Source organism: Xanthomonas bromi, assembly GCF_900092025.1.
GTDB classification, from domain to species: Bacteria; Pseudomonadota; Gammaproteobacteria; order Xanthomonadales; family Xanthomonadaceae; genus Xanthomonas; species Xanthomonas bromi.
In genome coordinates this window covers 1-21,627 of record NZ_FLTX01000002.1, presented here as the reverse complement: position 1 = coordinate 21,627, position 21,627 = coordinate 1, and the positions used below count along the sequence as shown (strand labels likewise).

Sequence of the window (21,627 nt, the reverse complement as noted above, 5' to 3'; positions counted from 1 at the left end):
GTTAGCTGCTCTAAATGTCAGCCACAAAAGCCATCATCGTCGGCAGCCGGCAAGCTGGCCGCGCACCGCACCACTATTCTCCAGCCGCATTCTCAGCGACCGCTGCGTGCGCTCAGGAGAATCCTTCGAAGAACAACTCGATCGCCATCACCAGTGCATCTTCGCGCCCGGTGTTGGAAGGGTAGTAGCGCGGGCGCCGGCCGATTTCGTTGAAGCCTTCGGAGTGGTACAGCGCGATCGCGGATGGATTGGAGGGGCGCACTTCCAGAAACGCACGCCGCGCTCCACGATCGCAGGCGCCCTTGATCAGCGCGCGCAGTAACGCGCGACCGTGCCCTTGCGATTGGGCCTCCGGTGCGATGCAGACGTTGAGCACGTGCGCCTCGTCGGCGGCGATGCTGATCACGCCATAGCCGATGACCCGACCGCCCTGCTCCATCACCCAGCCGGGATAGCCGGCCTGCAGGCAGTCGCGAAAGATGTTGCGCGTCCACGGAAACGGATAGGCGCGGAGTTCGATCTCCATCACTCCATCCAGGTCGCTCTCGCGCATGGCGCGCAGCGAGGTGGACTGCGGCGCGTGCAATGCGCTCACGCCGGATCCCGACGCCGCCGCAGCGCGCGCAGCTGCGGCCACAGCGCGCGCTTGGCAACCGGATTGCCGCGCAGTTCCGCCAGCGGCCAGGACGCCATCAATGCCTGGGTCGCGGGGTCGCCCGGATTGCAGCCGGACGCGCGCAGCAAGGCCATCTGCAGGCGATCCGGCATGCCGACGCGGTTACGCCGTTGCAGCGCCGACGCTGGCGCAGCGCTGGGCGCGCGCGGCGCGTCGGGCGGTGCAGCCGGTGCACTGCGCCGTGCGACAGGCGCATGGGCCGTTGCAGACTGCGGCGCACGCTCCACGTGCGCTGGTGCGGCCATCGGTACGCGCTCGGCAACCTCGACATGTGCGGGCAATGCATCGACCGCATCGCGGTCCAGATACACCGTGTGTCCCAGGGCCTGCAGATACGAGACCTGCAGATCGGACCACATCGGCTCGGACGGCGCCTGGCTCACGAGAACGCGCTCATGGCAGCTCGGGCACGCGCCGCCAACGTCGCCACACCCACATCAGCGGGCCGGACAAGGCATACAGCACGCCGATGACCAAGAACGAACGCGCCAGATCGATCACCAGCAGCGCAATCACCACTGTGGCGATCGCCAGCGCCAGGAACGGCACGCGGTCGGCGCGCGGGCCGCGCGCACCGCCCTTGAAACTCCAGAAGCGGATCCGGCTGACCATCAACAGCGCCGACACCACGGTGATCGCAAGCGCGACATAGCGCAGCTGCTCGCCATCGAACCCAAGGCTGTCGTCGGCAAAGGCCCAAACGAACGACATCATCAGTCCGGCCGCCGCCGGGCTGGCCAGGCCAATGAACCAGCGTTTGTCGACCACGCCAACCTGGGTATTGAAGCGCGCCAACCGCAGCGCCGCGCAGGCCGCATAGAGAAAGGCGGCCGACCAGCCGACCCGGCCCATCACGTTGCTGTCGTACTTCAACGCCGATAGCGACCAGTGGTACATCACCAGTGCCGGGGCCATGCCGAAGCTGACCAGATCGGCCAACGAGTCGTACTGCACGCCGAATTCGCTGCTGGTATTGGTCAGGCGCGCCACCCGGCCGTCCAGTCCATCCATCACCGCCGCCACGAACACCGCGATGGCGGCCTGGACGAACTGCCCATTGGCGGCGGCGATGATGGCGTAAAACCCGGAAAACAGCCCGGCGGTGGTGAACAGGTTCGGCAGCAGGTAAATCGTGCGCGAGCGCGGGGGGGGTCTCATTTCATCCATCCGGCAAGTGTAGGGCCTGAGGTCCGTCCGGCGGTAGCGCGCTTGCGGGTTCAATGCCTTAGGCACCCGATCACTTGCCAGCGCCGGCCGCGGATGCTGCAATCGCGGCGGGAATCATCCAGGGGAAGCCACATGCACCCGTCGTCCGGGCTTTGCGCCCTGTTGCTGCTGCTCAGCGCCACCGCAGGCGCCACAGATATATATAAGTGGAATGACGCCAAGGGCGTGACCCACTACACCGAAACCCCGCCACCGACCGGCCAGCGCTACGAAGCGCGCCGGATCGATGCGCGCAGCGGCACCGCGGCCATCGCCGCGTCGGAGACCGCCACCCCGGAATCGACCGACTGCCTCACCGCACGCCGCAACCTGGAGCTGCTCAGTGGCAAGGGCGAGGTGACCATGGGCGCCGGCACCGACGGCAAGCCCGGCACCCCGCTGGACCCGGACGCACGCGCCGCGCAGCGCAATCTGGCCGAAGCCGCCGCCAAGGCCTATTGCAAGCCGGCGGCGACCGGCGGCCCGGCGATCTGAGTTCGGGCCGAGCAGCGTATGCGGCTATCAGGCCGTTTGAGAGTGAGACGACGCACCGCACCGTTGGCGCCCTGTGTGTCGAAGGCGGCGCGGCCACCTCCTCAGCCCTGTGGCCGGGCCCGCACCGCAGGCCGACGCCCCGGCATCACGACCGCCTGATCAGGCACGCCGAACGCCCCCCTGCCGCTACGCAGCACCGCCCAGCCACTGGCCGATGACCGGCAGGGCGCGACACTGGCAAACTATCCGCTTTCCGCCCAAGCGAAGCCCGATGCGTCTTTCCCAGTTCCACCTGCACACCACCAAGGAAACCCCGGCCGACGCCGAACTGGTCAGCCACCGTCTGATGCTGCGCGCGGGCATGATCCGCAAGCTGGCCTCCGGGCTGTACACCTGGTCGCCGCTGGGTCTGCGCGTGCTGCGCAAGGTCGAAGCCGTCGTGCGCGAAGAGATGAACCGCGCCGGCGCGGTGGAAGTCCTGTTCCCCACCATCCAGCCGCGCGAGCTGTGGGACGCCACCGGCCGTTGGGAAAAGTTCGGTGGGCAACTGCTCAAGATCAAGGACCGCAAGGAGCAGGAGTTCTGCTACAGCCCCACCGCCGAAGAGGCCGCGGCCGAATTCGCGCGCCAGGAAATCAACAGCTACAAGCAGCTGCCGCTGAATTTCTATCAGATCCAGACCAAATTCCGCGATGAAATCCGCCCGCGCTTCGGCGTCATGCGTGCGCGCGAGTTCCTGATGAAGGACGCGTATTCGTTCCATCTCACCGACGAAGACATGGCGCGCGAATACGACAACATGCGCGCCGCATATACCCGCATCTTTACCCGCCTGGGACTGGATTTCCGCGCCGTGCAGGCCGATTCCGGTGCCATCGGCGGCGATGCCTCGCAGGAATTCCACGTCATCGCCGACTCCGGCGAAGACTCGCTGGCGTTTTCCACGGCTTCCGATTACGCCGCCAACGTGGAAACCGCCAGTGCAGCACCGCCTGCCCCGCGCGCCGACGCAAACGAAGCGATGCAACAGGTGGCAACGCCCACCCAAAAGACTTGCCAGGACGTTGCCCAGTTGCTCGGCATCGCGCTGCAGCGCACGGTCAAGTCGGTGGCAGTGATGACCGAGGCAGGCTTTGTGCTGGTGCTGGTGCGTGGCGACCACGCGGTCAACGAAATCAAGCTGGCCAAGGTGGCCGGCCTGGCCGACTACCGCCTGGCCAACGAGACCGAGATCCGGGAGCACCTTGGCTGCGAGCCCGGCTTCCTGGGACCGGTGAACACCGCGCGCCCGGTGCGCGTGGTGGCCGACCGCGATGTCGCGGCACTGGCCGATTTCGTGGTTGGCGCGAATGTGTCCGGCGCGCATCTGGTCGGTGTCAACTGGGGCCGCGACCTGCCCGAACCGGAGACCGTGGCCGATGTGCGCAACGTGGTCGAAGGCGAGCGCGCGGCCGATGGCGGCGAACTGCGCCTGGCCCGCGGCATCGAAGTGGGCCATGTGTTCCAGCTGGGCAGCCAGTACGCGCAGGCGCTGCAGGCCACCGTCATCGACGAGGGCGGCAGGGTGGCCGTGATGAAGATGGGCTGTTACGGCATCGGGATTTCGCGCATCGTGGCCGCGGCAATCGAACAGAACCATGACGACGCCGGCATCATCTGGCCCGCGCCGATGGCGCCGTGGCAGGTGGTGGTCTGCGTGATCAATCCCAAGCAGGACCCACAGGTGCTCGCTGCCGCCCAGGCGTTGCTGGACGAATTGATTGCCGCCGGCCTGGATGCCGCCTTGGACGACCGCGGACTGCGCCCGGGCGCGATGTTCGCCGATATGGAACTGCTAGGCATTCCGCATCGGGTGGTGGTCTCGGAACGCGGTTTGGCGGCCGGCACATTTGAATATCGCGCCCGCACCGCCGATGCGGCAGAAAACCTGGATAAAGCCGGGTTATTCTCCCGCCTGGGGCATTGATCAAACAGCCGCCATCGGCTTCAAATGGATGAACGCAAAGCGCCGAATTATTTCGGCGCATTTGTCATGCCGGTTTTCTCACTTTATGATGGTCATCGCTGCCATGGACCGGCATTCTTTCTCTCTACATTTTCCGGAGTAGTTGATGTCGATCGATCTTAGCGGCCTGTCGGCCAAGCAGTTGAGCGCCCTGATCAAAAATGCAAAGAAGCAGCAGACGGTGGTTGCCAAGCGCGCCCCGATTGCCAAGGTTCGTACGCAGCTGACCCGCGCTGCGAAAGCCCAGGGTTATTCCATTGAAGAACTCTTTGGCGCTTCCGCCAGTGCTGGCCCGGGCCGTCCGGCTGCTGCCGGCAAGCCGGGCCCGCGTGCCGGTCGCAAGCTGGGTAAGGTCCCGCCGAAGTATCGCAATCCCGCCAACATCCAGGAAACCTGGACCGGCCGTGGCAAGCAGCCGCGCTGGCTGGCCGAGCTGACCGCCGCCGGCAAGAAAGTCGAAGACTTTCTGATCAGCAAGGTCGGCGGTGCGAAGAAGGCTCCAGCAAAGAAGGCCTCGCCGCGCAAAACCGTCACCAAGCGCGCCACCAAGAAGTCCAAGGCCGCTTGATTCAAGCCAATAAAAACGCCGGCAATGCCGGCGTTTTTATTGCGCGATGTTTTCCTGCTCATAAATTCTTGCGGGCCGGAACGAGCAGATTGCCGAACAGCAATCCGGCCATCAATGCCATCACGATATTGGTCACTGCCAAGAGTGCGGCTTGTCCCACGGTGACATCCTGTTGCTGCACCAGGGTCAAAAAGCCACGCAAACTGACGCTACCCGGAACCAGCATGATGATGCCGGGCAACCGGATCAGCGCGCCGGGTTTGTGGACCACTCGCCCGAAAAGATTTCCCGCAGCGGTCAATGTCATGGCCGAGGCGAATACCCCGGCCGGCCCGCCCCAGGCATGCCCCGCATAACGCGCAATGACATATCCGGACATGGCCGCCGTCATGATCCATAAATAATCACGTCGATTGGCTTTGAACAACACCGCAAACGCATAAGCGGCCACCACTAACGACGCCCATTCCACCCAGCCGGCCTGTGGCCGCAACGCGGCTACCTGAGGATGCAGGCCAAGCAGCTGAGTCAGCGTCACCGCGATGACCGCACCCACGGTCAGCTTGAGCACGGTGGTGACCGCACCGGCCAGGCGCGCCGTGCCGGAGACCCAGTGCTGGCTAGCCAACTCGTTGAATGCATTGGTCAATGACATGCCCGGCAGCAGCACCACCAGCGAGGCGATGATCACGGTATTGAGATTCAACGGCCCCAGCAGGGAGGCCACCAGCGCCGCCACCACCCCGGCCAGCAGGCCGGCCAGCGCTTCGCCGGCTTCCTTGGTGGCAGCGCGCTTGTCGGTGTATTGGGTGAGCAGGCCGATCGACATGCCGATCGCCCCCGCCGTGGCGATATCCAGCCATGGCAGCTTCCACAGCCCGGCCACGCCGGCTGCAGCCAGCCCGAAGGCCAGTACCTGCATGGTCTTGCCGCGCCGGTCCACCTCGCGGTCCAGCCGGCGCAATGCGGTGTGGCCCTGCGCGATGCTCATGCGGCCGTTGGCCACGCTGTCGGCCACGTAGTCGGCCACGCTGAGCTTGTACAGATCGTTTTCCCCCGGGGCCAGGCGAATCACCCGGGTGATATCGCTGGAACCGATGGCCTTGGTCGGGTCGCTGAAGCTCAGGATGATGCCGGTGGGGTTGGACCAGGGCTCGCAGTCCAGGCCCAGCTTCTGCGACAACCCGACCAAGGCGGCCTCCAGCCGTTGCGCAGTGGTGCCATAGGAATGCAGGCGCCCGGCGATTTCGGACACGAAGGCGACGCGCTGGGCGTAGGTGGCGCTGGCGGAGGGGAGGACAAGGGTGGCAGCGGACATGCGTGACGGGTCGGATCGGAGAAACGCCGTGTCCGGCGAGACCGTCAGTGTATGCCGCAGCGCGCGTTGCGGGCGCCTCATCGCCGGCTGCAGGCATACCACTGCTGTCGCGCACCCATCCGTCGCTCACATCGGCGCTGTATGCTGGCGCCACGGACAGGCCACCCATGATCAAACCGCAACCCCCACGCATCGAACAAGACTCGCAAGATCAGGCACAGCTCCGGCTCGCGGGCAGTTGGGTCCTGGCGACCGCCTTGCCGCAGGCGGAACTGCTGCAGACCGTGCCCGATGGCATTCGGCGCATCGACGCGCGCGGCATCGCGCAACTGGATTCGGCCGGCGTGCTGCAACTGCTGCGCTTCGCCAGCCGCATCGGCCTGAAGGAAGACGCGATCGATTTCCGCGACGAGCACCAGGCGCTGGTGTGCACCATCGAGGAACTCAACGACGAGCGCCCCAAGCCCAAGCGCGACTACGGCTTCGTCGCCGCGCTGGATCGCCTGGGCCGCACCACCCACGGGGTCGGCCAGGGCATTCTGGAGCTCAACAGTTTTCTAGGCGAGAACCTGGTCAAGATCATGCGGCTGATCCACGAGCCGCGCCGCTTCCGCCTGACCTCCACCGTGCATCACATGGAGCAGGTGGGCCTGGATGCGGTGCCGCTGGTAGTGCTGCTGTCGTATCTGGTGGGCGCGGTGATCGCCTTCCTGGGTTCGACCATCCTGCGCGACTTCGGCGCGGAAATTTACGTGGTGGAGCTGGTCAGCATCGCCTTCCTGCGCGAGTTCGCGGTGCTGCTGACCGCCATCGTGCTGGCCGGGCGCACCGCCAGTGCGTTCACCGCGCAGATCGGTGCGATGAAATCGCGCGAGGAAGTAGACGCCATCCGTACCCTGGGCTTGGACCCGATCGACCTGCTGGTCATCCCGCGCCTGCTCGCGCTGATCTTCACCCTGCCGCTGCTGACCTTCATCGCGATGATCGCCGGCCTGGCCGGTGGCGTCACCGTGGGCGCGTTCGACCTGGACATCCCGCCGCAGATGTACCTGGCGCGCATGCATGAGACCATCCAGTTACGGCATTTCCTGGTCGGCCTGTCCAAGGCGCCGCTGTTTGCGCTGGTGATCGGCCTGATCGGCTGCCTGGAAGGGCTCAAAGTGAGCGGCACCGCCCAGTCGGTGGGCGAGCGCACCACCTCCTCGGTGGTGCAGACGATTTCCTTGGTCATCATCCTCGATGCGATTGCGGCGTTGTGGTTCATGAAGATGGGGTGGTGATGAGGCGGGGATTCGATATTCGGGATTTGGGATTCGTGCAGAGCGTGAGCAACGCACTTGCACTGCTATCTGGGAGCAAGGTGCTTTGACCAATCCCCAATCCCCAATCCCCCATCCCGGCACCGAGACTGATGCCGACGACGACCAGTTGGCGATCTCCGTGCGCGGGCTGACCAACCGGTTCGGTAGTCAGGTCGTCCACGAAGAGCTCGACCTGGACGTGCGTCGCGGCGAGATCCTGGGCGTGGTCGGCGGCTCGGGCACCGGCAAGTCGGTTCTGATGCGCAGCATCCTGGGCCTGCGCGAACCCGACGCCGGCAGCATCCAGGTGCTGGGGGCGGACGCGCGCTCCGGGCGCTTTGTCGACCGCCAGCACATCACCCGCAATACCGGTGTGCTGTTCCAGGACGGTGCGCTGTTTTCGTCGATGACCGTCGGCGAAAACGTGCAGGTGCCGTTGAAAGAACACCACGGCGAGTTTCCGGAGCGCTGGTATTTCGAGCTGGCGCTGCTGAAGATCAAGCTGGCCGGCCTGCCGGCCGATGCACTGGACAAACTGCCCTCGCAATTGTCCGGCGGCATGCGCAAGCGCGCCGGTCTGGCGCGGGCGCTGGCACTGGACCCACCGCTGCTGTTCCTGGACGAACCCACCGCCGGGCTGGACCCGATCGGCGCGGCCGCCTTCGACCGTTTGATCCGCACCCTGCAGCAGGCATTGGGCCTGACCGTGTTCCTGATCACCCACGACCTGGATACGCTGTACGCCATCTGCGACCGCATCGCGGTGCTGGCCGATCGCAAGGTGATCGCCAACGCGCCGCTGGCCGAGGTCGAGCAGATCGACCACCCCTGGATCCAGGAATATTTCCACGGTCCGCGCGCCCGCGCCGCGCGCGCGGCCAAGACCGACTCCACCGAGACCGCCTGAGCATGGAAACCAAAGCCAATTACGTCCTGATCGGCGCCTTCACCATCGTGGCAGGCCTGGCCTTGCTGCTGTTCGGGCTATGGGCCGCGAAATATTCGTCCGACCGCACCTGGCAGCAATACCGGGTGGTGTTCCGCGAGGCCGTCACCGGCCTGTCGGTCGGCAGCCCGGTGCAATACAACGGCATCGCGGTCGGCTCGATCACCGAGCTGACCCTGGCGCCGAACGATCCGCGCCAGGTGGTCGCACACGTGCGGGTCAACTCCACCACGCCGATCAAGAGCGATACCCGCGCCAAGCTCGCCATCACCAGCCTGACCGGCCCGTCGATCATCCAGCTCTCCGGCGGCACGCCCGAGGCGCCGTCGCTGACCACCATCGACAAGAGCGATGCGCCGATCATCCAGACCACGCCCTCGGCGCTGCAGAACATCACCGACACCGCCAACCGCATCGTCGAGCGCATGGACGAGATGCTCTCGGACAAGAACGTGGCCAGCATTTCGGCCACGCTGCAGAACCTGGAAAAAATCAGCGGCGGGATCGCCGATCGCGACGAAGGCATGCAGGCGCTGATCGTCAGCGCGCGCGATGCCGCGCGCAATCTCGACACCACCCTGACCACCACCAACGGCACCATCAAGCGGCTGGATCAGAATCTGGTGCAGCAACTGCCGGGCATCTTGAACAAGCTGGATGCAACGCTGGTCAAGCTGGATTCGGCTGCCGGCAACGCCGACAACATCCTTGGCGAGAACCGCGCGGCCATCAACAGCTTCGCCAACGACGGCCTGGGCCAGCTCGGACCGACACTGACCGAATTGCGCGGCCTGATCCGCGACCTGCGCCGGGTCAGCGACAAACTGGACAACAACCCTGCGCGCTACCTGCTCGGCCGCGACGCACCCAAGGAGTTCGAACCGAAATGACTGCCATGCGCCTGTTGCGTCCCCTGCTGTGCCTCTCGTTACTGGCGCTGGGCGGCTGCTCGGTCCTGACCGGTAGCGACAAGAAGCCGGCCACGATCTATGCCCCCACCGTGCGCGTCACGCCCAATCCCACCTGGCCGCAGGTGACCTGGCAGCTGTCGGTCGCCAAGCCGAGCGCAGCCCGCCTCATCGACAGCCCGCGCATCAACGTGCGCCCCACCCCGGGCGAGCTGCAGGTCTATCACGGCGCCGGTTGGGCACAACCGGCTACCGATATGCTGGAAGATAGCGTGGTGCGCGCGTTCGAAGACTCCGGCAAGATCGCCGCGGTGGCGCGCATCGGCGCCGGGATCCGCTCGGACTACAAGCTGGCGATCGACGTGCGCCGCTTCGAAGCCGATTACGCCGGCCAATCGGTGCCCTCGGCCACCATCGAACTCAACGCCAAGCTGCTGCATTCGTCCGATCAACGCGTGGCCGCCTCGCGCACCTTCCTGGTCGCACGCCCGTCCACCAGCACCGACACCGCCGCGGTCGCCGCAGCCTTCGAGCAGGCGATGACGCAGGTCACCACCGAACTGGTGGGCTGGACCTTGATCACCGGGCAGCAGGACAGCCAGAACTTGCCGCATTCGTTGTAAGCCCAAGCGACAAACTTAAAGCGTCTAACGAAACTACTTCACACCGATCTATTGCAGGGTGGCTGATCTGCGACCTGGCTGCCGGATCGTTACCCGCCCACCCTCGCGGGACACGCTGCAAGTACGTCCTTGTAAGCTCCTTGGCGGCATCCATGCCGCCAAGGGTCCCGAGACGGTGAGCGGGCAAAGACCAGTCGCGTTGATCGGTGCCCAGGGTTTCGGCAGAGCAACCAGCCACTCCTAACCGCGCGACGCGGTGATTTCGCTCTTTAGCAAAACCACCAGCCAACGGTCTGGTGCGGTGTCCTCGCCGCTTGCGGGACCGTTGGCGGCATGGATGCCGCCACCGAGCCTCCATGGACGGATTCACGGCGTGTCCCGCGAGCGGTGAGGGCACCGCGCGCTCGACCCACCAGGCTTGAAGATAGCCAGCGCACGCAACGCGCAAAATCTCGGCATCCTGAAATGATTGGCTAACGCGGGTGGTGCAGCTGTCGGGCGGTTGGTCTGTAGCTTGCTGCAGGGCCCTTGCCCGCCCACCCTCGCGGGACACGCTGCAAGTACGTCCTTGTACGCTCCTTGGCGGCATCCATGCCGCCAAGGGTCCCGCGACGGTGAGCGGGCAAGGACCAGTCGCGTTGATCGGTGCCCAGGGTTCCGGCACAGCAAGCAGCACCCCCCGAAATCGCGCGACGCGGTGGTTTTGTTCTTCAATAAAACCACCGGCAAACGGTCTGGTGCGGTGTCCTCGCCGCTTGCGGGACCGTGTGGCGGCATGGATGCCGCCACCGAGCCTCCATGGACGGGTTCACGGCGTGTCCCGCGAGCGGTGAGGGCACCGCGCGCTCGACAGACTCAGCGTTTGACCCGGACTTCTGACTGCATCCACCACGATAAGGCTGACAAAAGACCTGCGCGCGTCGGCAGGCGACCGCTCGCGACGTTTTGTTAGCCGCTCCTATCGCGGGGACGCGCGCATCGCAATCTGACGAAAGGTCAAATTGATGCGCTCGCCGACCGGCTTTACGGTGCGCGGCAAGGCGTGTTTGTAATGGCGCTGGGTCTCTCCGCCCATCACCAGCAGATCGCCGTGGCCCAGTTCCAGCGTCTGCTTCAGCGCCGCATCGTCGCGATGCTTGAACGCAAAGCGCCGCGCAGCGCCCAGGCTGAGCGATGCGATCACCGGTTGCGCGCCCAGCTCCGGCTCGTCGTCGCTATGCCAGCCCATCGCATCGGCGCCGCTACGGTAGCGGTTCACCAGCACGCTGTTGAACGGGCAACCGGTTTCATCCTGCAGACGGGCGCGCACTGGCCGCAACACCTCAAGCCACGGCTGCGGCGCAAACTGCGTGCCCGAGTAGCGATAGCTGGCATCGGCATCACCGATCCAGCTGCTCAGGCGCGGCGAATCCACCACCCGCCCGAACATGCGGATGCGATGGACCTCCCACTGCACCTGGTCCAGCAGGGCCTGCAGCAACGCATCGGCGTGCGCCGCGTCCAGCCATCCGCGCTGCCAGCTGATCTGCGCTCCCGGCAATGCCACCTCGATCTTCATGGGCCAAACGCTAGCACGCGTGCCCAGACCGCGCCGTCGGCAGCGGATGAATCGCGCCGATTTGCCGCCATCACATGCAATCCCGGAAAATACGCACCAGCCATCGAGCCAACGGGAGTGGAGCAATGTCGGAAGCGGGAATCGGCGCGCAAGCGTCAGAGACGGTCGAACGTGATGTGATGGAATACGACGTCGTCACCGTCGGTGCCGGTCCGGCCGGGCTGTCGTTTGCGATCCGGCTCAAGCAGCTCAACCCCGAGTTGAGCGTGTGCGTGATCGAAAAATCCAGCACCATCGGCGCGCACATCCTCTCCGGCGCGGTGATCGAACCCGGTCCGCTGGATGCGCTGCTGCCGGGCTGGCGCGACAACCCGCCGCCGATCTGCGTGGCCGCCGCCGACGACGAATTCTGGTTCCTCGGCAAGGACAGCGCGCGCAAGTTCCCGGTGGTGCCGCCGGGTATGCGCAACCATGGCAATTTCATCGTCAGCCTGGGCGCGATGTGCGCCTGGCTCGCTCCGCAGGCCGAAGCGCTGGGCGTGGAAATTTACCCCGGCTTTGCCGCCGCCGACACCCTGCACGACGATAGCGGCCAGGTAGTGGGCGTGCGTATCGGCGACATGGGCGTGGCCAAAGACGGCTCGCACAAGCCCGGCTATACGGCCGGCATCGACATCCGCGCCAAGGTCACCGTGCTTGCAGAAGGTGCACGCGGACACCTGACCAAGCGGTTGCTGAAGCGCTTCGACCTCACCGCCGACAGCGACCCGCAGGGCTATTCGATCGGCATCAAGGAGCTATGGCAGGTGCCCGAAGGCCGCGTTACGCCGGGCAAGATCGTGCACACCATCGGCTGGCCGGCCGACAACCGCACCTATGGCGGCAGCTTTGTGTATCACTTGAACAACAACCAGATCGCACTGGGTTACGTGAGCGGTCTGGACTACAGCGACCCTGCCTACCAGCCGTGGGAAGCCTTCCAGCAATGGAAGAATCACCCGATGATCAAGCCGTTGCTGGAAGGCGGCAGCATCCTTTCTGCAGGCGCTCGCGCACTCGTCAGCGGCGGCTGGCAATCGCTGCCGAAAGTGGAAATGCCCGGCGCCCTGCTGATCGGAGATACCGCCGGCCTGCTCAACGTGCCCAAGATCAAGGGTACCCATCAGGCGATCCGCAGCGGCATGCTGGCTGCCGAACACCTGGTGCAGTCGCAACTGGTCCCGCAAGGCTTCGACGCCAAACTGCGCGCCTCCGACGTCATGACCGAGCTGAAGCAAGTCCGCAACATCAAGCCCGGTTTCAAGAAGGGCCTGTGGTTCGGCCTGCTCAACGCCGCCTGGGAAACCGCGCTGAAGGGTGCTTCACCGTGGACGCTGAAGAACAAACCCGACTGGTCGGCGTTGCACAAGCTTGGCGAGTACGAGCAACCCAAGCGTGACTACGTCACCCGCGAACTCGCACCGCGCGATCGCTTGCAAGGCGTCTATTTCGCCGCCACCGAGCACGATGAAGACCAACCCGTCCACCTGAAGGTGTTGGATACCGATGTGTGCGCCACCCGTTGCGTGGAAGAATACGACAACCCCTGCACCCGCTTCTGCCCGGCCAATGTCTACGAAATGGTCGCAGACACCGCCAGCCCCTCCGGCAAGCGCCTGCAGGTCAATGCCGCCAACTGCGTGCACTGCAAGACCTGCGACATCAAGGACCCCTACGAAATCATCACCTGGGTCACACCGGAGGGTGGTTCGGGTCCGAACTACCAGAATCTGTGAGTGTGTCTGGTCGCTCAATGCAGTCGCGGCTGCGCACTTATGTCTTCGGACTGCTGCGTGCAGGATTCCGTGCGATCCCGTTGAGTGACGCGACGCGCGACCGCTGGCGCGGCTGGTTTCTGGATCGCCATGCAGACTGGGTACCGGAGCCTGCGCGCGGCCGTCTACGCCATGGCAACTCGCGACGGCCAGCAGTGCGCAGCGACGAAGCGGCGATTGGCTACGTCCCCTATAGCACCACCGCCCTGCCTGAAACGCTTCCTGCGAAGCTGATCGCGTTTTATCTGCCGCAATTCCATCCAATCCCCGAAAACGATGCGTGGTGGGGCAAAGGCTTCACCGAATGGCGCAACGTCAGCCGGGCGCTCCCCCAGTTCGAAGGCCATCAACAGCCCAGATTACCGGCAGACCTGGGCTTCTACGACCTTCGCACTCCCCATGTCATGCGCGAGCAAGCGCGCCTTGCGCAAGAGTATGGTCTCGGCGCCTTTTGTTTTTATTTCTATTGGTTCGCTGGCAAGACCCTGCTGGAAATGCCGATCACCCAGTGGCACGAAGATGCCACGATCACTCTGCCGTTCTGTCTTTGCTGGGCCAATGAAAAGTGGGCACGCCGCTGGGATGGCCGCGGCGACGATATCCTGATCGATCAAGCACATGATGCGGACGACGACCTGGCTTTTATCGCACATGTTGCAACTTACATGCGCAATCCGAAGTACCTGCGCATCGAAGGGCGCCCGGTGCTGTTGGTGTACCGGCCAAACTTGCTGCCCGAGCCCGCACAGACGACCGAGCGCTGGCGTGGTTGGTGTCGCAATCACGGAATCGGCGAGATCCACCTTGCTTATGTGCAGGGGTTCGAACGTCCCGATCCGCGCGACATCGGGTTTGATGCTGCCGTCGAATTCCCGCCGAACATGAGCACGCCACCTTCGGTGGCTGCGCGACAGCGTCTGCTAAACCCAGCATTCAATGGCGATGTACTCGACTGGCGAGAGCTCGCCCGCGACCTGGAACAGCGCCCGCTGCGCGAGTACACCTTGTACCCGGGCGTAAATCCCGGCTGGGACAATGAACCGCGGCGCTCGGGAAAGGGGCGTATCTATCTGCATGCGTCCCCACGCCGCTATCGCGACTGGCTCATGCGTACCCTGCGGCATCGTCTGAACAATGCGCCGCCTGCGCACCGCCTGGTGTTCGTCAACGCGTGGAACGAGTGGGCCGAAGGTGCGGTACTCGAGCCCGATACCCGCCTTGGGTACGCATGGCTGGAAGCGACGCGGCAAGCGCTGTTGCACACGGCAGACGTTGTCACCCGATCTGATCCACACGATGCCTGCGTGGTCTTGCACGCCTGGTACCTCGATGTGCTGGACGAAGCCCTGGACGCACTTGCTCAGTGCGGACGATCGCTGCGGCTTGTCGTCACTACCGATATCACCATGGTGGCGCAGGTTCGCCATCGCCTGCAGCAGCGCGGTTTCCAGGCGCAGGTGGAAGGCTTCGAAAATCGTGGCCGCGATATTCTTCCTTTCTTGCAGGTTGCCAACCGATTGCTCGACGAAGGCGAGCAAGTGGTCTTGAAAGTGCATACGAAAAAATCGACCCATCGCGAGGACGGAGATAGGTGGCGGCGTGAAATGCTCTCTGCATTGCTCGCACCACAGCACGTCGATGCAATCGTGCGCGGATTCGCTGGCGATCCGTTACTCGGCCTTGCGGCGCCTGCGCAACACTTGTTACCTGTCAGCGACTTTATCGGCGGCAATGCCGATGCACTCGATTACCTCGCTGTGCGCACAGGCACGGACGCAATAAACGAACACAGCGTGTTCGCATCGGGAAGCATGTTCTGGGTCAAGCTGGAAGCGCTGCGGCCGGTATTGGATGCGCATTTGCATCCCAGTGAATTCGAAAACGAACAGGGACAGATCGATGGCACGCTGGCCCATGCCATCGAACGCTTCCTGGCGGTTGCAGTCACCCACTCCGGGAATCGTGTCGCAACCATCGAACAACTGCAGGGAATCGCTCAACCTGGTGCAACCGAGCCTTACCGCTATGCACGCAAGGCGCGCTGAGGCGCCGTGCGTGTCGCTAGCTACTCATGAGCTAGTCGCTGCGTAGATAGTCTTTCGGTTAGGTAGCGAATTCAACACCGGTCTTCCGGCGCAACTCTTCCAACTCCACGCCCTCTGCGGCCTCCACCAGCACCAACCCTTCTGTTGTGACATCGAACACGGCGAGATCGGTGATGATGCGGTCCACCACGCCGACCCCGGTCAGCGGCAGGTCGCATTCGCGCAGGATCTTATGGCTGCCGTCCTTGGCGACGTGCTCCATCAGCACCACCACGCGCTTGACGCCGGCGACCAGATCCATCGCGCCGCCCATGCCCTTGACCATCTTGCCGGGCACCATCCAGTTGGCCAGGTCGCCGCGCTCGGTGACCTGCATTGCGCCCAAAATCGCCAAGTCGATGTGGCCGCCACGGATCATCGCGAACGAATCGTGGCTCCCGAAATAGCTGGCACCGGCGCGCGCGGTCACGGTCTGCTTTCCTGCGTTGATCAGGTCTGCATCCACGTCGTCTCCGGTAGGAAACGGGCCAATGCCGAGCAGGCCGTTCTCCGATTGCAGCCAGACATCCACGCCCTCGGGGATATGGTTGGCGACCAACGTCGGCAAGCCGATGCCCAGATTGACGTAGGCGCCATCGGTCAGTTCGCGTGCCGCACGTGCGGCCATCTGGTCTCTGGTCCAGGCCATCAGGGCTGTCCTTCGCGCACGGTGCGCTGTTCGATGCGTTTTTCCGGCGTGGCGTTGAGCACCAAGCGGTCTACGTAAATGCCAGGCAGATGCACCTGATCCGGGTCGATAACGCCCAGCTCCACGATTTCCTCGACCTCGGCGATGCACACGCGCCCGGCCATGGCGCAGGCGGGATTGAAATTGCGTGCCGTCTTGCGGAACACCAGATTGCCCGCGGTATCGGCGCGCCATGCCTTGATCAGCGCCACATCGGCGTGCAGTGCGGTTTCCAGCACGTAATGCTTGCCGTCGAATTCGCGCGTTTCCTTGCCCTCGGCCACGATCGTGCCGTAGCCGGTGGCGGTGTAGAACGCGGGAATTCCCGCCCCGCCCGCGCGCAAACGCTCGGCCAGGGTGCCTTGCGGATTGAACTCCAGCTCGAGTTCGCCCGCCAGGTATTGGCGTTCGAATTCCTTGTTTTCGCCCACGTAGGACGAAATCATCTTGCGGATCTGCCGGGTGGCCAATAATTGACCAAGCCCGAAACCATCGACGCCCGCGTTATTCGAGATCACGGTCAACCCGCCAACCCCACTGTCACGCACGGCTGCAATCAATGCCTCCGGAATGCCACACAACCCAAAGCCCCCCACCGCCAGGATCTGGCCGTCCGCCAGTACCCCATTCAGCGCTGCCTTGGTATCGGCGTAGCGTTTGCCGCCTGCCGTACCACGTCCTTCACTGCGCATCACCGCCCTCACCCGCTGATGTGAAGCGCCCATTCTATCCGCTGACTGTTCCCTGTCCCCGGTCGCAATTCCGCCACACCCAAGACACGGCGCAGCCGCTAAACTCGGGTGTCCCCCATCTCAGGATTTGCCCATGACGCTACCCGCCTTCAAGGCCTACGACATTCGCGGCCGCGTGCCGGATGAACTCAACGAGGACTTGGCCCGCCGCATCGGCGTGGCGCTGGCGGCGCAGCTGGATCAGGGGCCGGTGGTCCTGGGCCACGACGTACGCTTGGCCAGCCCGGCGTTGCAGGAAGCGCTTTCAGCCGGCCTGCGCGCCAGCGGCCGTGAAGTGATCGATATCGGCCTGTGCGGCACCGAAGAGGTCTATTTCCAGACCGATTACCTCAAGGCAGCCGGCGGCGTGATGGTCACCGCCAGTCACAACCCGATGGACTACAACGGGATGAAGCTGGTGCGCGAACAAGCGCGGCCGATCAGCTCGGACACCGGCCTGTTCGCCATCCGCGACACGGTCGCCGCCGATACCGCCGCGCCGGGCGAGCCCACCGCCTCGGAGCAGAGCCGCACCGACAAGACCGCGTACCTGGATCACCTGCTCAGCTACGTGGACCGCAGCACGCTCAAGCCGCTCAAGCTCGTAGTCAATGCCGGCAACGGCGGCGCCGGCCTGATCGTCGATCTGCTCGCTCCGCATCTGCCGTTCGAGTTCGTGCGCGTGTTCCATGAACCCGATGGCAACTTCCCCAACGGCATTCCCAACCCGCTGCTGCCGGAAAACCGCGACGCCACCGCCAAGGCGGTCAGGGACCACGGCGCCGATTTCGGCATTGCGTGGGATGGCGACTTCGATCGTTGCTTCTTCTTCGATCACACCGGTCGCTTCATCGAAGGCTACTACCTGGTCGGCCTGCTCGCCCAGGCCATCTTGGCCAAGCAGCCGGGCGGCAAGGTCGTGCACGACCCGCGTCTGACCTGGAACACGGTGGAGCAGGTCGAAGAGGCCGGCGGCATTCCGGTGCTGTGCAAAAGCGGGCATGCCTTCATCAAGGAAAAGATGCGCAGCGAAAATGCCGTCTATGGCGGCGAAATGAGCGCGCATCACTACTTCCGCAAGTTCGCCTATGCCGACTCCGGCATGATTCCGTGGCTGCTGATCGCAGAGCTGGTGTCGCAATCCGGCCGCTCGCTGGCAGACCTGGTCGAAGCGCGCATGCAGAAATTTCCCTGCAGCGGCGAGATCAACTTCAAGGTGGCCGATGCGAAGGCGTCAGTTGCCCGGGTGATGGAGCACTATGCGTCGCTGTCGCCGGAGCTGGATGACACCGACGGCATCAGCGCCGATTTTGGCGAATGGCGTTTCAACCTGCGCAGCTCCAATACCGAGCCACTGCTGCGTCTGAACGTGGAAACGCGCGGCGACGCCGCACTGCTGGAAACGCGTACGCAGGAAATTTCCGCCTTGCTGCGCGGCTGATCTACCATTCTCCCCCAACTTTGACGCACTGGAGTTTCCCCCGCCCATGAGCGACGTCCTACCCATTATCTTGTCCGGCGGCTCCGGCACGCGCCTGTGGCCGCTGTCGCGCGAATCCTACCCCAAGCAGTTCCTGCCACTGGTTGGCGACAAGAGCATGTTGCAGTCCACCTGGCTGCGCGCGGCTCCGGTCGCAGGCCACTCCCCCATCGTGGTCGCCAACGAAGAACACCGCTTCATGGCTGCCGAGCAGTTGCAGCAGTTGGGCGTGAAGCCGTCGGCGATCCTGCTGGAGCCAAAGGGACGCAACACGGCGCCGGCAATTGCCGTTGCAGCACTCGAAGCGACCCGCAACGGCGCAGACCCTCTGTTGCTGGTCCTGCCATCCGACCACGTCATCGGTAACGAAGCCGCGTTCCAGGCAGGAGTAAAAGTTGCCGCAGAAGCGGCAGCACAGGGCAAACTGGTCACCTTTGGCATCAAGCCGACCGCACCCGAAACCGGCTATGGCTATATCAAGGCCAGCGCTGGTGCTGGCACTGGTGCGAGCGCGGTTGAGCGCTTCGTCGAGAAGCCCGACCTCGCGACTGCGCAAGGCTATCTGGCAAGCGGCGAGTACTACTGGAACAGCGGCATGTTCCTGTTCCGTGCGTCGCGTTACCTGGAAGAACTGCGCAAGTTCCATCCCGCCATTGCCGATGCATGCCAGAAGGCGTGGGAAAACGGCAAGCGCGATGCCGATTTCACCCGTCTGGACAAAGATGCCTTCGCAGCCAGCCCGTCGGATTCGATCGACTACGCAGTGATGGAAAAGACTGCCGACGCGGTCGTGGTGCCGTTGGACGCAGGTTGGAACGACGTCGGTTCGTGGTCCTCGCTGCTGGATGTCTCCAAGCAGGATGCGCAAGGCAATGCACACCATGGCGATGTCATCCAGCTCGATTGCCAGAACACCTATGCGTACGGCTCACGCCTGATCGCCATGGTCGGACTGGAAGATGTCGTGGTCGTCGAGACGCCGGACGCCGTGCTGGTCGGTCACCGCGACCGCATCCAGGAGGTCAAGGAAGTGGTCAGCCAGATCAAGACGGCTGGCCGCTCCGAGGCCACCTGGCACCGCAAGGTCTATCGCCCGTGGGGCGCATACGACTCCATCGACATGGGCCAGCGTCACCAGGTCAAGCGCATCACCGTCAAACCCGGTGCGGTGCTGAGCCTGCAGATGCACCACCACCGCGCCGAACACTGGATCGTCGTGAGTGGCACTGCCGAAGTGACGCGTGGCGAAGAAGTGCTGCTGCTGACCGAAAACCAGAGTACCTATATCCCGTTGGGCGTCACGCATCGCCTGCGCAATCCGGGCAAGTTGCCGCTGGAGCTGATCGAAGTACAGTCCGGCAGCTACCTGGGCGAAGACGATATCGTGCGTTTCGAAGATACCTACGGCCGGGCGTAATCGGTCGTTCGTAACAGAGTGCACTGCATGACCAAACAGCCGGGAATTCCCGGCTGTTTGCATTCCTGGCGTCAGGCGCCAGCAGTCAATGCGGTCATCATCGAGTCGTTGTTGCGCTACTTGTTGACCGCAGATAGCTCGGCAATCACGCGCTGCAGACCAACGCGCCATTCGGGCAATTCGATACCGAAATCGCTCTGCAGTTTGTCGATGGACAACCTCGAATACGCCGGACGCTTCGCCGGTGTCGGATAGTCGGCCGTCGTGATCGGCACCACGCGCGGCGCACGCTCCAGCAGACCGGCACTGACCGCTTCTTCGAAGATGGCCTCGGCAAATCCATGCCAACTGGTCTGGCCAGCCGCGGTGAGATGCCAGGTACCCGACGTATCGGGCGTGCGCTGACGCAGCAGCTGCGCAGTGACGTCGGCGATCAAGGCCGCCGGCGTCGGTGTTCCGACCTGATCGGCTACCACCCGCAACTCGTCGCGCTCTGCACCCACCCGCAACATCGTGCGCAGGAAGTTGGCGCCATGCGAGGCATAGACCCAGGCAGTGCGCAGGATCAGATGCTGTGCGCCTGACGCCCGAATCGCCTGCTCGCCAGCGAGCTTGGTTTCGCCGTATACACCGAGTGGAGAGGTCTGTGCATCCTCGCGGTACGGCGCCGTGCCCTGCCCGTCGAAGACGTAATCGGTGGAGTAGTGCACCAACGGCACAGCGTGCGCGGCACACCATTGCGCGATGACACCTGGAGATTGCCCATTTGCACGCAGTGCGCTGTCGCGATCCTGCTCGGCACGATCCACCGCGGTGTAGGCAGCCGCATTGACCACAGCCGTCGGATGGATGCGGTCCAGCAACCCGGGCAACGTGTCCGGCGCGTCGAAATCCGCAATTTCGCAAGCGCTGCCATCGGGCAATTGACCACTGCGCGTGGTCGCGGTCACCGCGCCATCTGCCGCAAGCGCGCGCAACAATTCGGTACCGACCTGCCCGTTTGCGCCAAACACCAAGATGGTCACGGCGAAAACACCGGCAAGCGCTCGACCGGCACATCGGCCAGGAACGGCGCAGCCGCATCCTTGGCGGAAAGCACCGGGCCACTGATCGGCCAGTCGATCCCGATCGCCGCGTCGTCCCAACGCACGCCTGCATCGGCTTCCTTGACGTAGACGTCAGTGCACAGATAGCTGAAAACCGCACGCTCTGACAGCACCGCAAAGCCATGCGCAAAGCCTTCCGGAATCCAGAATTGCTTTTTGTTTTCTGCGCTCAATACCACTGCCTCCCACTGGCCGAAGGTGGGCGAGCCATGACGTACGTCAACGGCCACGTCGTAGACCTCGCCTTCGAGCACGCTGACCAGCTTGCCCTGCGGACGCGGCCATTGGTAATGCAGACCTCGCAACACGCCCTTGACAGAGGTCGAAACGTTGCTCTGCACGAACCGGGTCGGCAGGTTGTGCTGACCAAAGCGCTCGGCATTCCATGTTTCAAAGAAATAGCCACGCTCATCGCCAAACACTGCCGGCTCGATCACCACGCAACCAGACAGCTTGGTTTCAATCACTTTCATGGAACAACTCCTCGTAACGCCAATTCGTGCAGGTACTTGCCGTAGTCGTTCTTTCGCAACGGTGCTGCCAGACGTTCCAGTTGCTCGGCATCGATCCAGCCATGACCAAACGCGATTTCTTCCGGGCAACACACCTGCAGACCTTGCCGCATCTGGATGGTCTCGATGAAATTGGCTGCTTCGTGCAACGACTGATGCGTCCCGGTATCCAGCCACGCATAGCCACGCCC

The 21,627-nt window shown here is 64.0% G+C and carries 20 protein-coding genes and 1 pseudogene; 11 read left to right on the top strand and 10 right to left on the bottom strand.

Annotated features, from left to right (window positions below; translation table 11 throughout):
* Positions 1 to 112: 112 nt before the first annotated feature.
* Genes rimI through pssA form a run of 3 tightly spaced genes read right to left on the bottom strand, consistent with a single transcriptional unit; the run spans position 113 to position 1,843 of the window.
* On the bottom strand, positions 113 to 595 hold the full coding sequence (gene rimI, locus XBLMG947_RS00235) for a ribosomal protein S18-alanine N-acetyltransferase (protein WP_065465894.1): 483 nt from the start codon (positions 593 to 595) through the stop codon (positions 113 to 115).
* Positions 592 to 1,035 (bottom strand): alanine acetyltransferase, encoded by a 444-nt coding sequence (locus tag XBLMG947_RS00230; RefSeq protein ID WP_181093088.1) that lies wholly within the window; start codon positions 1,033 to 1,035, stop codon positions 592 to 594. Before XBLMG947_RS00230 ends, rimI begins: the two co-directional genes overlap by 4 nt.
* A 34-nt stretch (positions 1,036 to 1,069) precedes the next feature.
* Positions 1,070 to 1,843: a CDP-diacylglycerol--serine O-phosphatidyltransferase gene (pssA, locus tag XBLMG947_RS00225; protein ID WP_065465865.1), complete on the bottom strand. Its 774-nt coding sequence runs from the start codon at positions 1,841 to 1,843 to the stop codon at positions 1,070 to 1,072.
* A gap of 132 nt (positions 1,844 to 1,975) precedes the next feature.
* Here pssA and XBLMG947_RS00220 point away from each other — a divergent pair, with 132 nt between their 5' ends.
* The 3 genes from XBLMG947_RS00220 to XBLMG947_RS00210 all read left to right on the top strand — a co-directional run bounded on the left by XBLMG947_RS00220 (position 1,976) and on the right by XBLMG947_RS00210 (position 4,950).
* Complete coding sequence (locus tag XBLMG947_RS00220; RefSeq protein ID WP_065465864.1) at positions 1,976 to 2,377, top strand: DUF4124 domain-containing protein; 402 nt, start codon at positions 1,976 to 1,978, stop codon at positions 2,375 to 2,377.
* A gap of 271 nt (positions 2,378 to 2,648) precedes the next feature.
* Entirely contained in the window at positions 2,649 to 4,343 is a 1,695-nt protein-coding gene (locus XBLMG947_RS00215) for a proline--tRNA ligase (protein WP_065465863.1), read from the top strand.
* Positions 4,344 to 4,488: 145 nt separating this feature from the next.
* Positions 4,489 to 4,950 (top strand): H-NS histone family protein, encoded by a 462-nt coding sequence (locus tag XBLMG947_RS00210; protein ID WP_065465862.1) that lies wholly within the window; start codon positions 4,489 to 4,491, stop codon positions 4,948 to 4,950.
* A gap of 58 nt (positions 4,951 to 5,008) precedes the next feature.
* Here the strand turns inward: XBLMG947_RS00210 and XBLMG947_RS00205 are convergent, their stop codons facing one another.
* Positions 5,009 to 6,268 (bottom strand): threonine/serine exporter family protein, encoded by a 1,260-nt coding sequence (locus XBLMG947_RS00205; RefSeq protein WP_065465861.1) that lies wholly within the window; start codon positions 6,266 to 6,268, stop codon positions 5,009 to 5,011.
* A gap of 167 nt (positions 6,269 to 6,435) precedes the next feature.
* Here XBLMG947_RS00205 and XBLMG947_RS00200 point away from each other — a divergent pair, with 167 nt between their 5' ends.
* The 4 genes from XBLMG947_RS00200 (at position 6,436) to XBLMG947_RS00185 (ending at position 10,046) form a co-directional block, all read left to right on the top strand.
* A complete protein-coding gene (locus XBLMG947_RS00200) occupies positions 6,436 to 7,548 on the top strand; it encodes an MlaE family ABC transporter permease (protein ID WP_065465860.1) in 1,113 nt (370 codons plus the stop codon).
* An 85-nt stretch (positions 7,549 to 7,633) separates the two neighbouring features.
* Entirely contained in the window at positions 7,634 to 8,476 is an 843-nt protein-coding gene (locus XBLMG947_RS00195; protein WP_065465859.1) for an ABC transporter ATP-binding protein, read from the top strand.
* 2 nt (positions 8,477 to 8,478) lie between these two features.
* A complete protein-coding gene (locus XBLMG947_RS00190) occupies positions 8,479 to 9,405 on the top strand; it encodes an MlaD family protein (protein WP_005991785.1) in 927 nt (308 codons plus the stop codon).
* Positions 9,402 to 10,046: an ABC-type transport auxiliary lipoprotein family protein gene (locus XBLMG947_RS00185; RefSeq protein WP_065465858.1), complete on the top strand. Its 645-nt coding sequence runs from the start codon at positions 9,402 to 9,404 to the stop codon at positions 10,044 to 10,046. The genes XBLMG947_RS00190 and XBLMG947_RS00185 overlap by 4 nt, the downstream gene beginning before the upstream one ends.
* 958 nt (positions 10,047 to 11,004) lie before the next feature.
* On the opposite strand, the gene XBLMG947_RS00180 is transcribed toward XBLMG947_RS00185, so the two are convergent.
* On the bottom strand, positions 11,005 to 11,604 hold the full coding sequence (locus XBLMG947_RS00180) for an alpha-ketoglutarate-dependent dioxygenase AlkB family protein (protein ID WP_065465857.1): 600 nt from the start codon (positions 11,602 to 11,604) through the stop codon (positions 11,005 to 11,007).
* 125 nt (positions 11,605 to 11,729) lie between these two features.
* Between XBLMG947_RS00180 and XBLMG947_RS00175 the strand changes: the two genes are divergently transcribed.
* Both XBLMG947_RS00175 and XBLMG947_RS00170 read left to right on the top strand, forming a co-directional pair.
* The gene (locus XBLMG947_RS00175; RefSeq protein WP_065465856.1) at positions 11,730 to 13,379 is read left to right on the top strand and encodes an electron transfer flavoprotein-ubiquinone oxidoreductase; all 1,650 of its coding nucleotides are present in this window, start codon (positions 11,730 to 11,732) and stop codon (positions 13,377 to 13,379) included.
* A 2-nt stretch (positions 13,380 to 13,381) separates the two neighbouring features.
* Complete coding sequence (locus XBLMG947_RS00170) at positions 13,382 to 15,463, top strand: glycoside hydrolase family 99-like domain-containing protein (protein WP_065465855.1); 2,082 nt, start codon at positions 13,382 to 13,384, stop codon at positions 15,461 to 15,463.
* A gap of 58 nt (positions 15,464 to 15,521) precedes the next feature.
* On the opposite strand, the gene XBLMG947_RS00165 is transcribed toward XBLMG947_RS00170, so the two are convergent.
* Entirely contained in the window at positions 15,522 to 16,151 is a 630-nt protein-coding gene (locus XBLMG947_RS00165) for a CoA transferase subunit B (protein ID WP_065465854.1), read from the bottom strand.
* A complete protein-coding gene (locus XBLMG947_RS00160) occupies positions 16,151 to 16,882 on the bottom strand; it encodes a CoA transferase subunit A (protein WP_065465853.1) in 732 nt (243 codons plus the stop codon). The genes XBLMG947_RS00165 and XBLMG947_RS00160 overlap by 1 nt, the downstream gene beginning before the upstream one ends.
* A gap of 133 nt (positions 16,883 to 17,015) precedes the next feature.
* Between XBLMG947_RS00160 and XBLMG947_RS00155 the strand changes: the two genes are divergently transcribed.
* Together XBLMG947_RS00155 and XBLMG947_RS00150 are read left to right on the top strand one after the other, a co-directional pair.
* Positions 17,016 to 18,362, top strand: a complete 1,347-nt coding sequence (locus tag XBLMG947_RS00155) for a phosphohexomutase domain-containing protein (RefSeq protein ID WP_065465852.1) — start codon at positions 17,016 to 17,018, stop codon at positions 18,360 to 18,362.
* Positions 18,363 to 18,408: 46 nt separating this feature from the next.
* Complete coding sequence (locus XBLMG947_RS00150) at positions 18,409 to 19,818, top strand: mannose-1-phosphate guanylyltransferase/mannose-6-phosphate isomerase (RefSeq protein ID WP_065465851.1); 1,410 nt, start codon at positions 18,409 to 18,411, stop codon at positions 19,816 to 19,818.
* Between the two features lie 116 nt (positions 19,819 to 19,934).
* On the opposite strand, the gene rfbD is transcribed toward XBLMG947_RS00150, so the two are convergent.
* From rfbD to XBLMG947_RS00135, 3 genes and pseudogenes are all read right to left on the bottom strand, one after another.
* Positions 19,935 to 20,843 (bottom strand): dTDP-4-dehydrorhamnose reductase, encoded by a 909-nt coding sequence (gene rfbD, locus XBLMG947_RS00145; RefSeq protein ID WP_065465850.1) that lies wholly within the window; start codon positions 20,841 to 20,843, stop codon positions 19,935 to 19,937.
* Positions 20,840 to 21,397, bottom strand: a complete 558-nt coding sequence (rfbC, locus tag XBLMG947_RS00140; protein ID WP_065465849.1) for a dTDP-4-dehydrorhamnose 3,5-epimerase — start codon at positions 21,395 to 21,397, stop codon at positions 20,840 to 20,842. The genes rfbD and rfbC overlap by 4 nt, the downstream gene beginning before the upstream one ends.
* Positions 21,394 to 21,627 (bottom strand): annotated as a pseudogene (locus XBLMG947_RS00135) (glucose-1-phosphate thymidylyltransferase); the annotation flags it as partial. The pseudogene XBLMG947_RS00135 and the gene rfbC, both read right to left, overlap by 4 nt.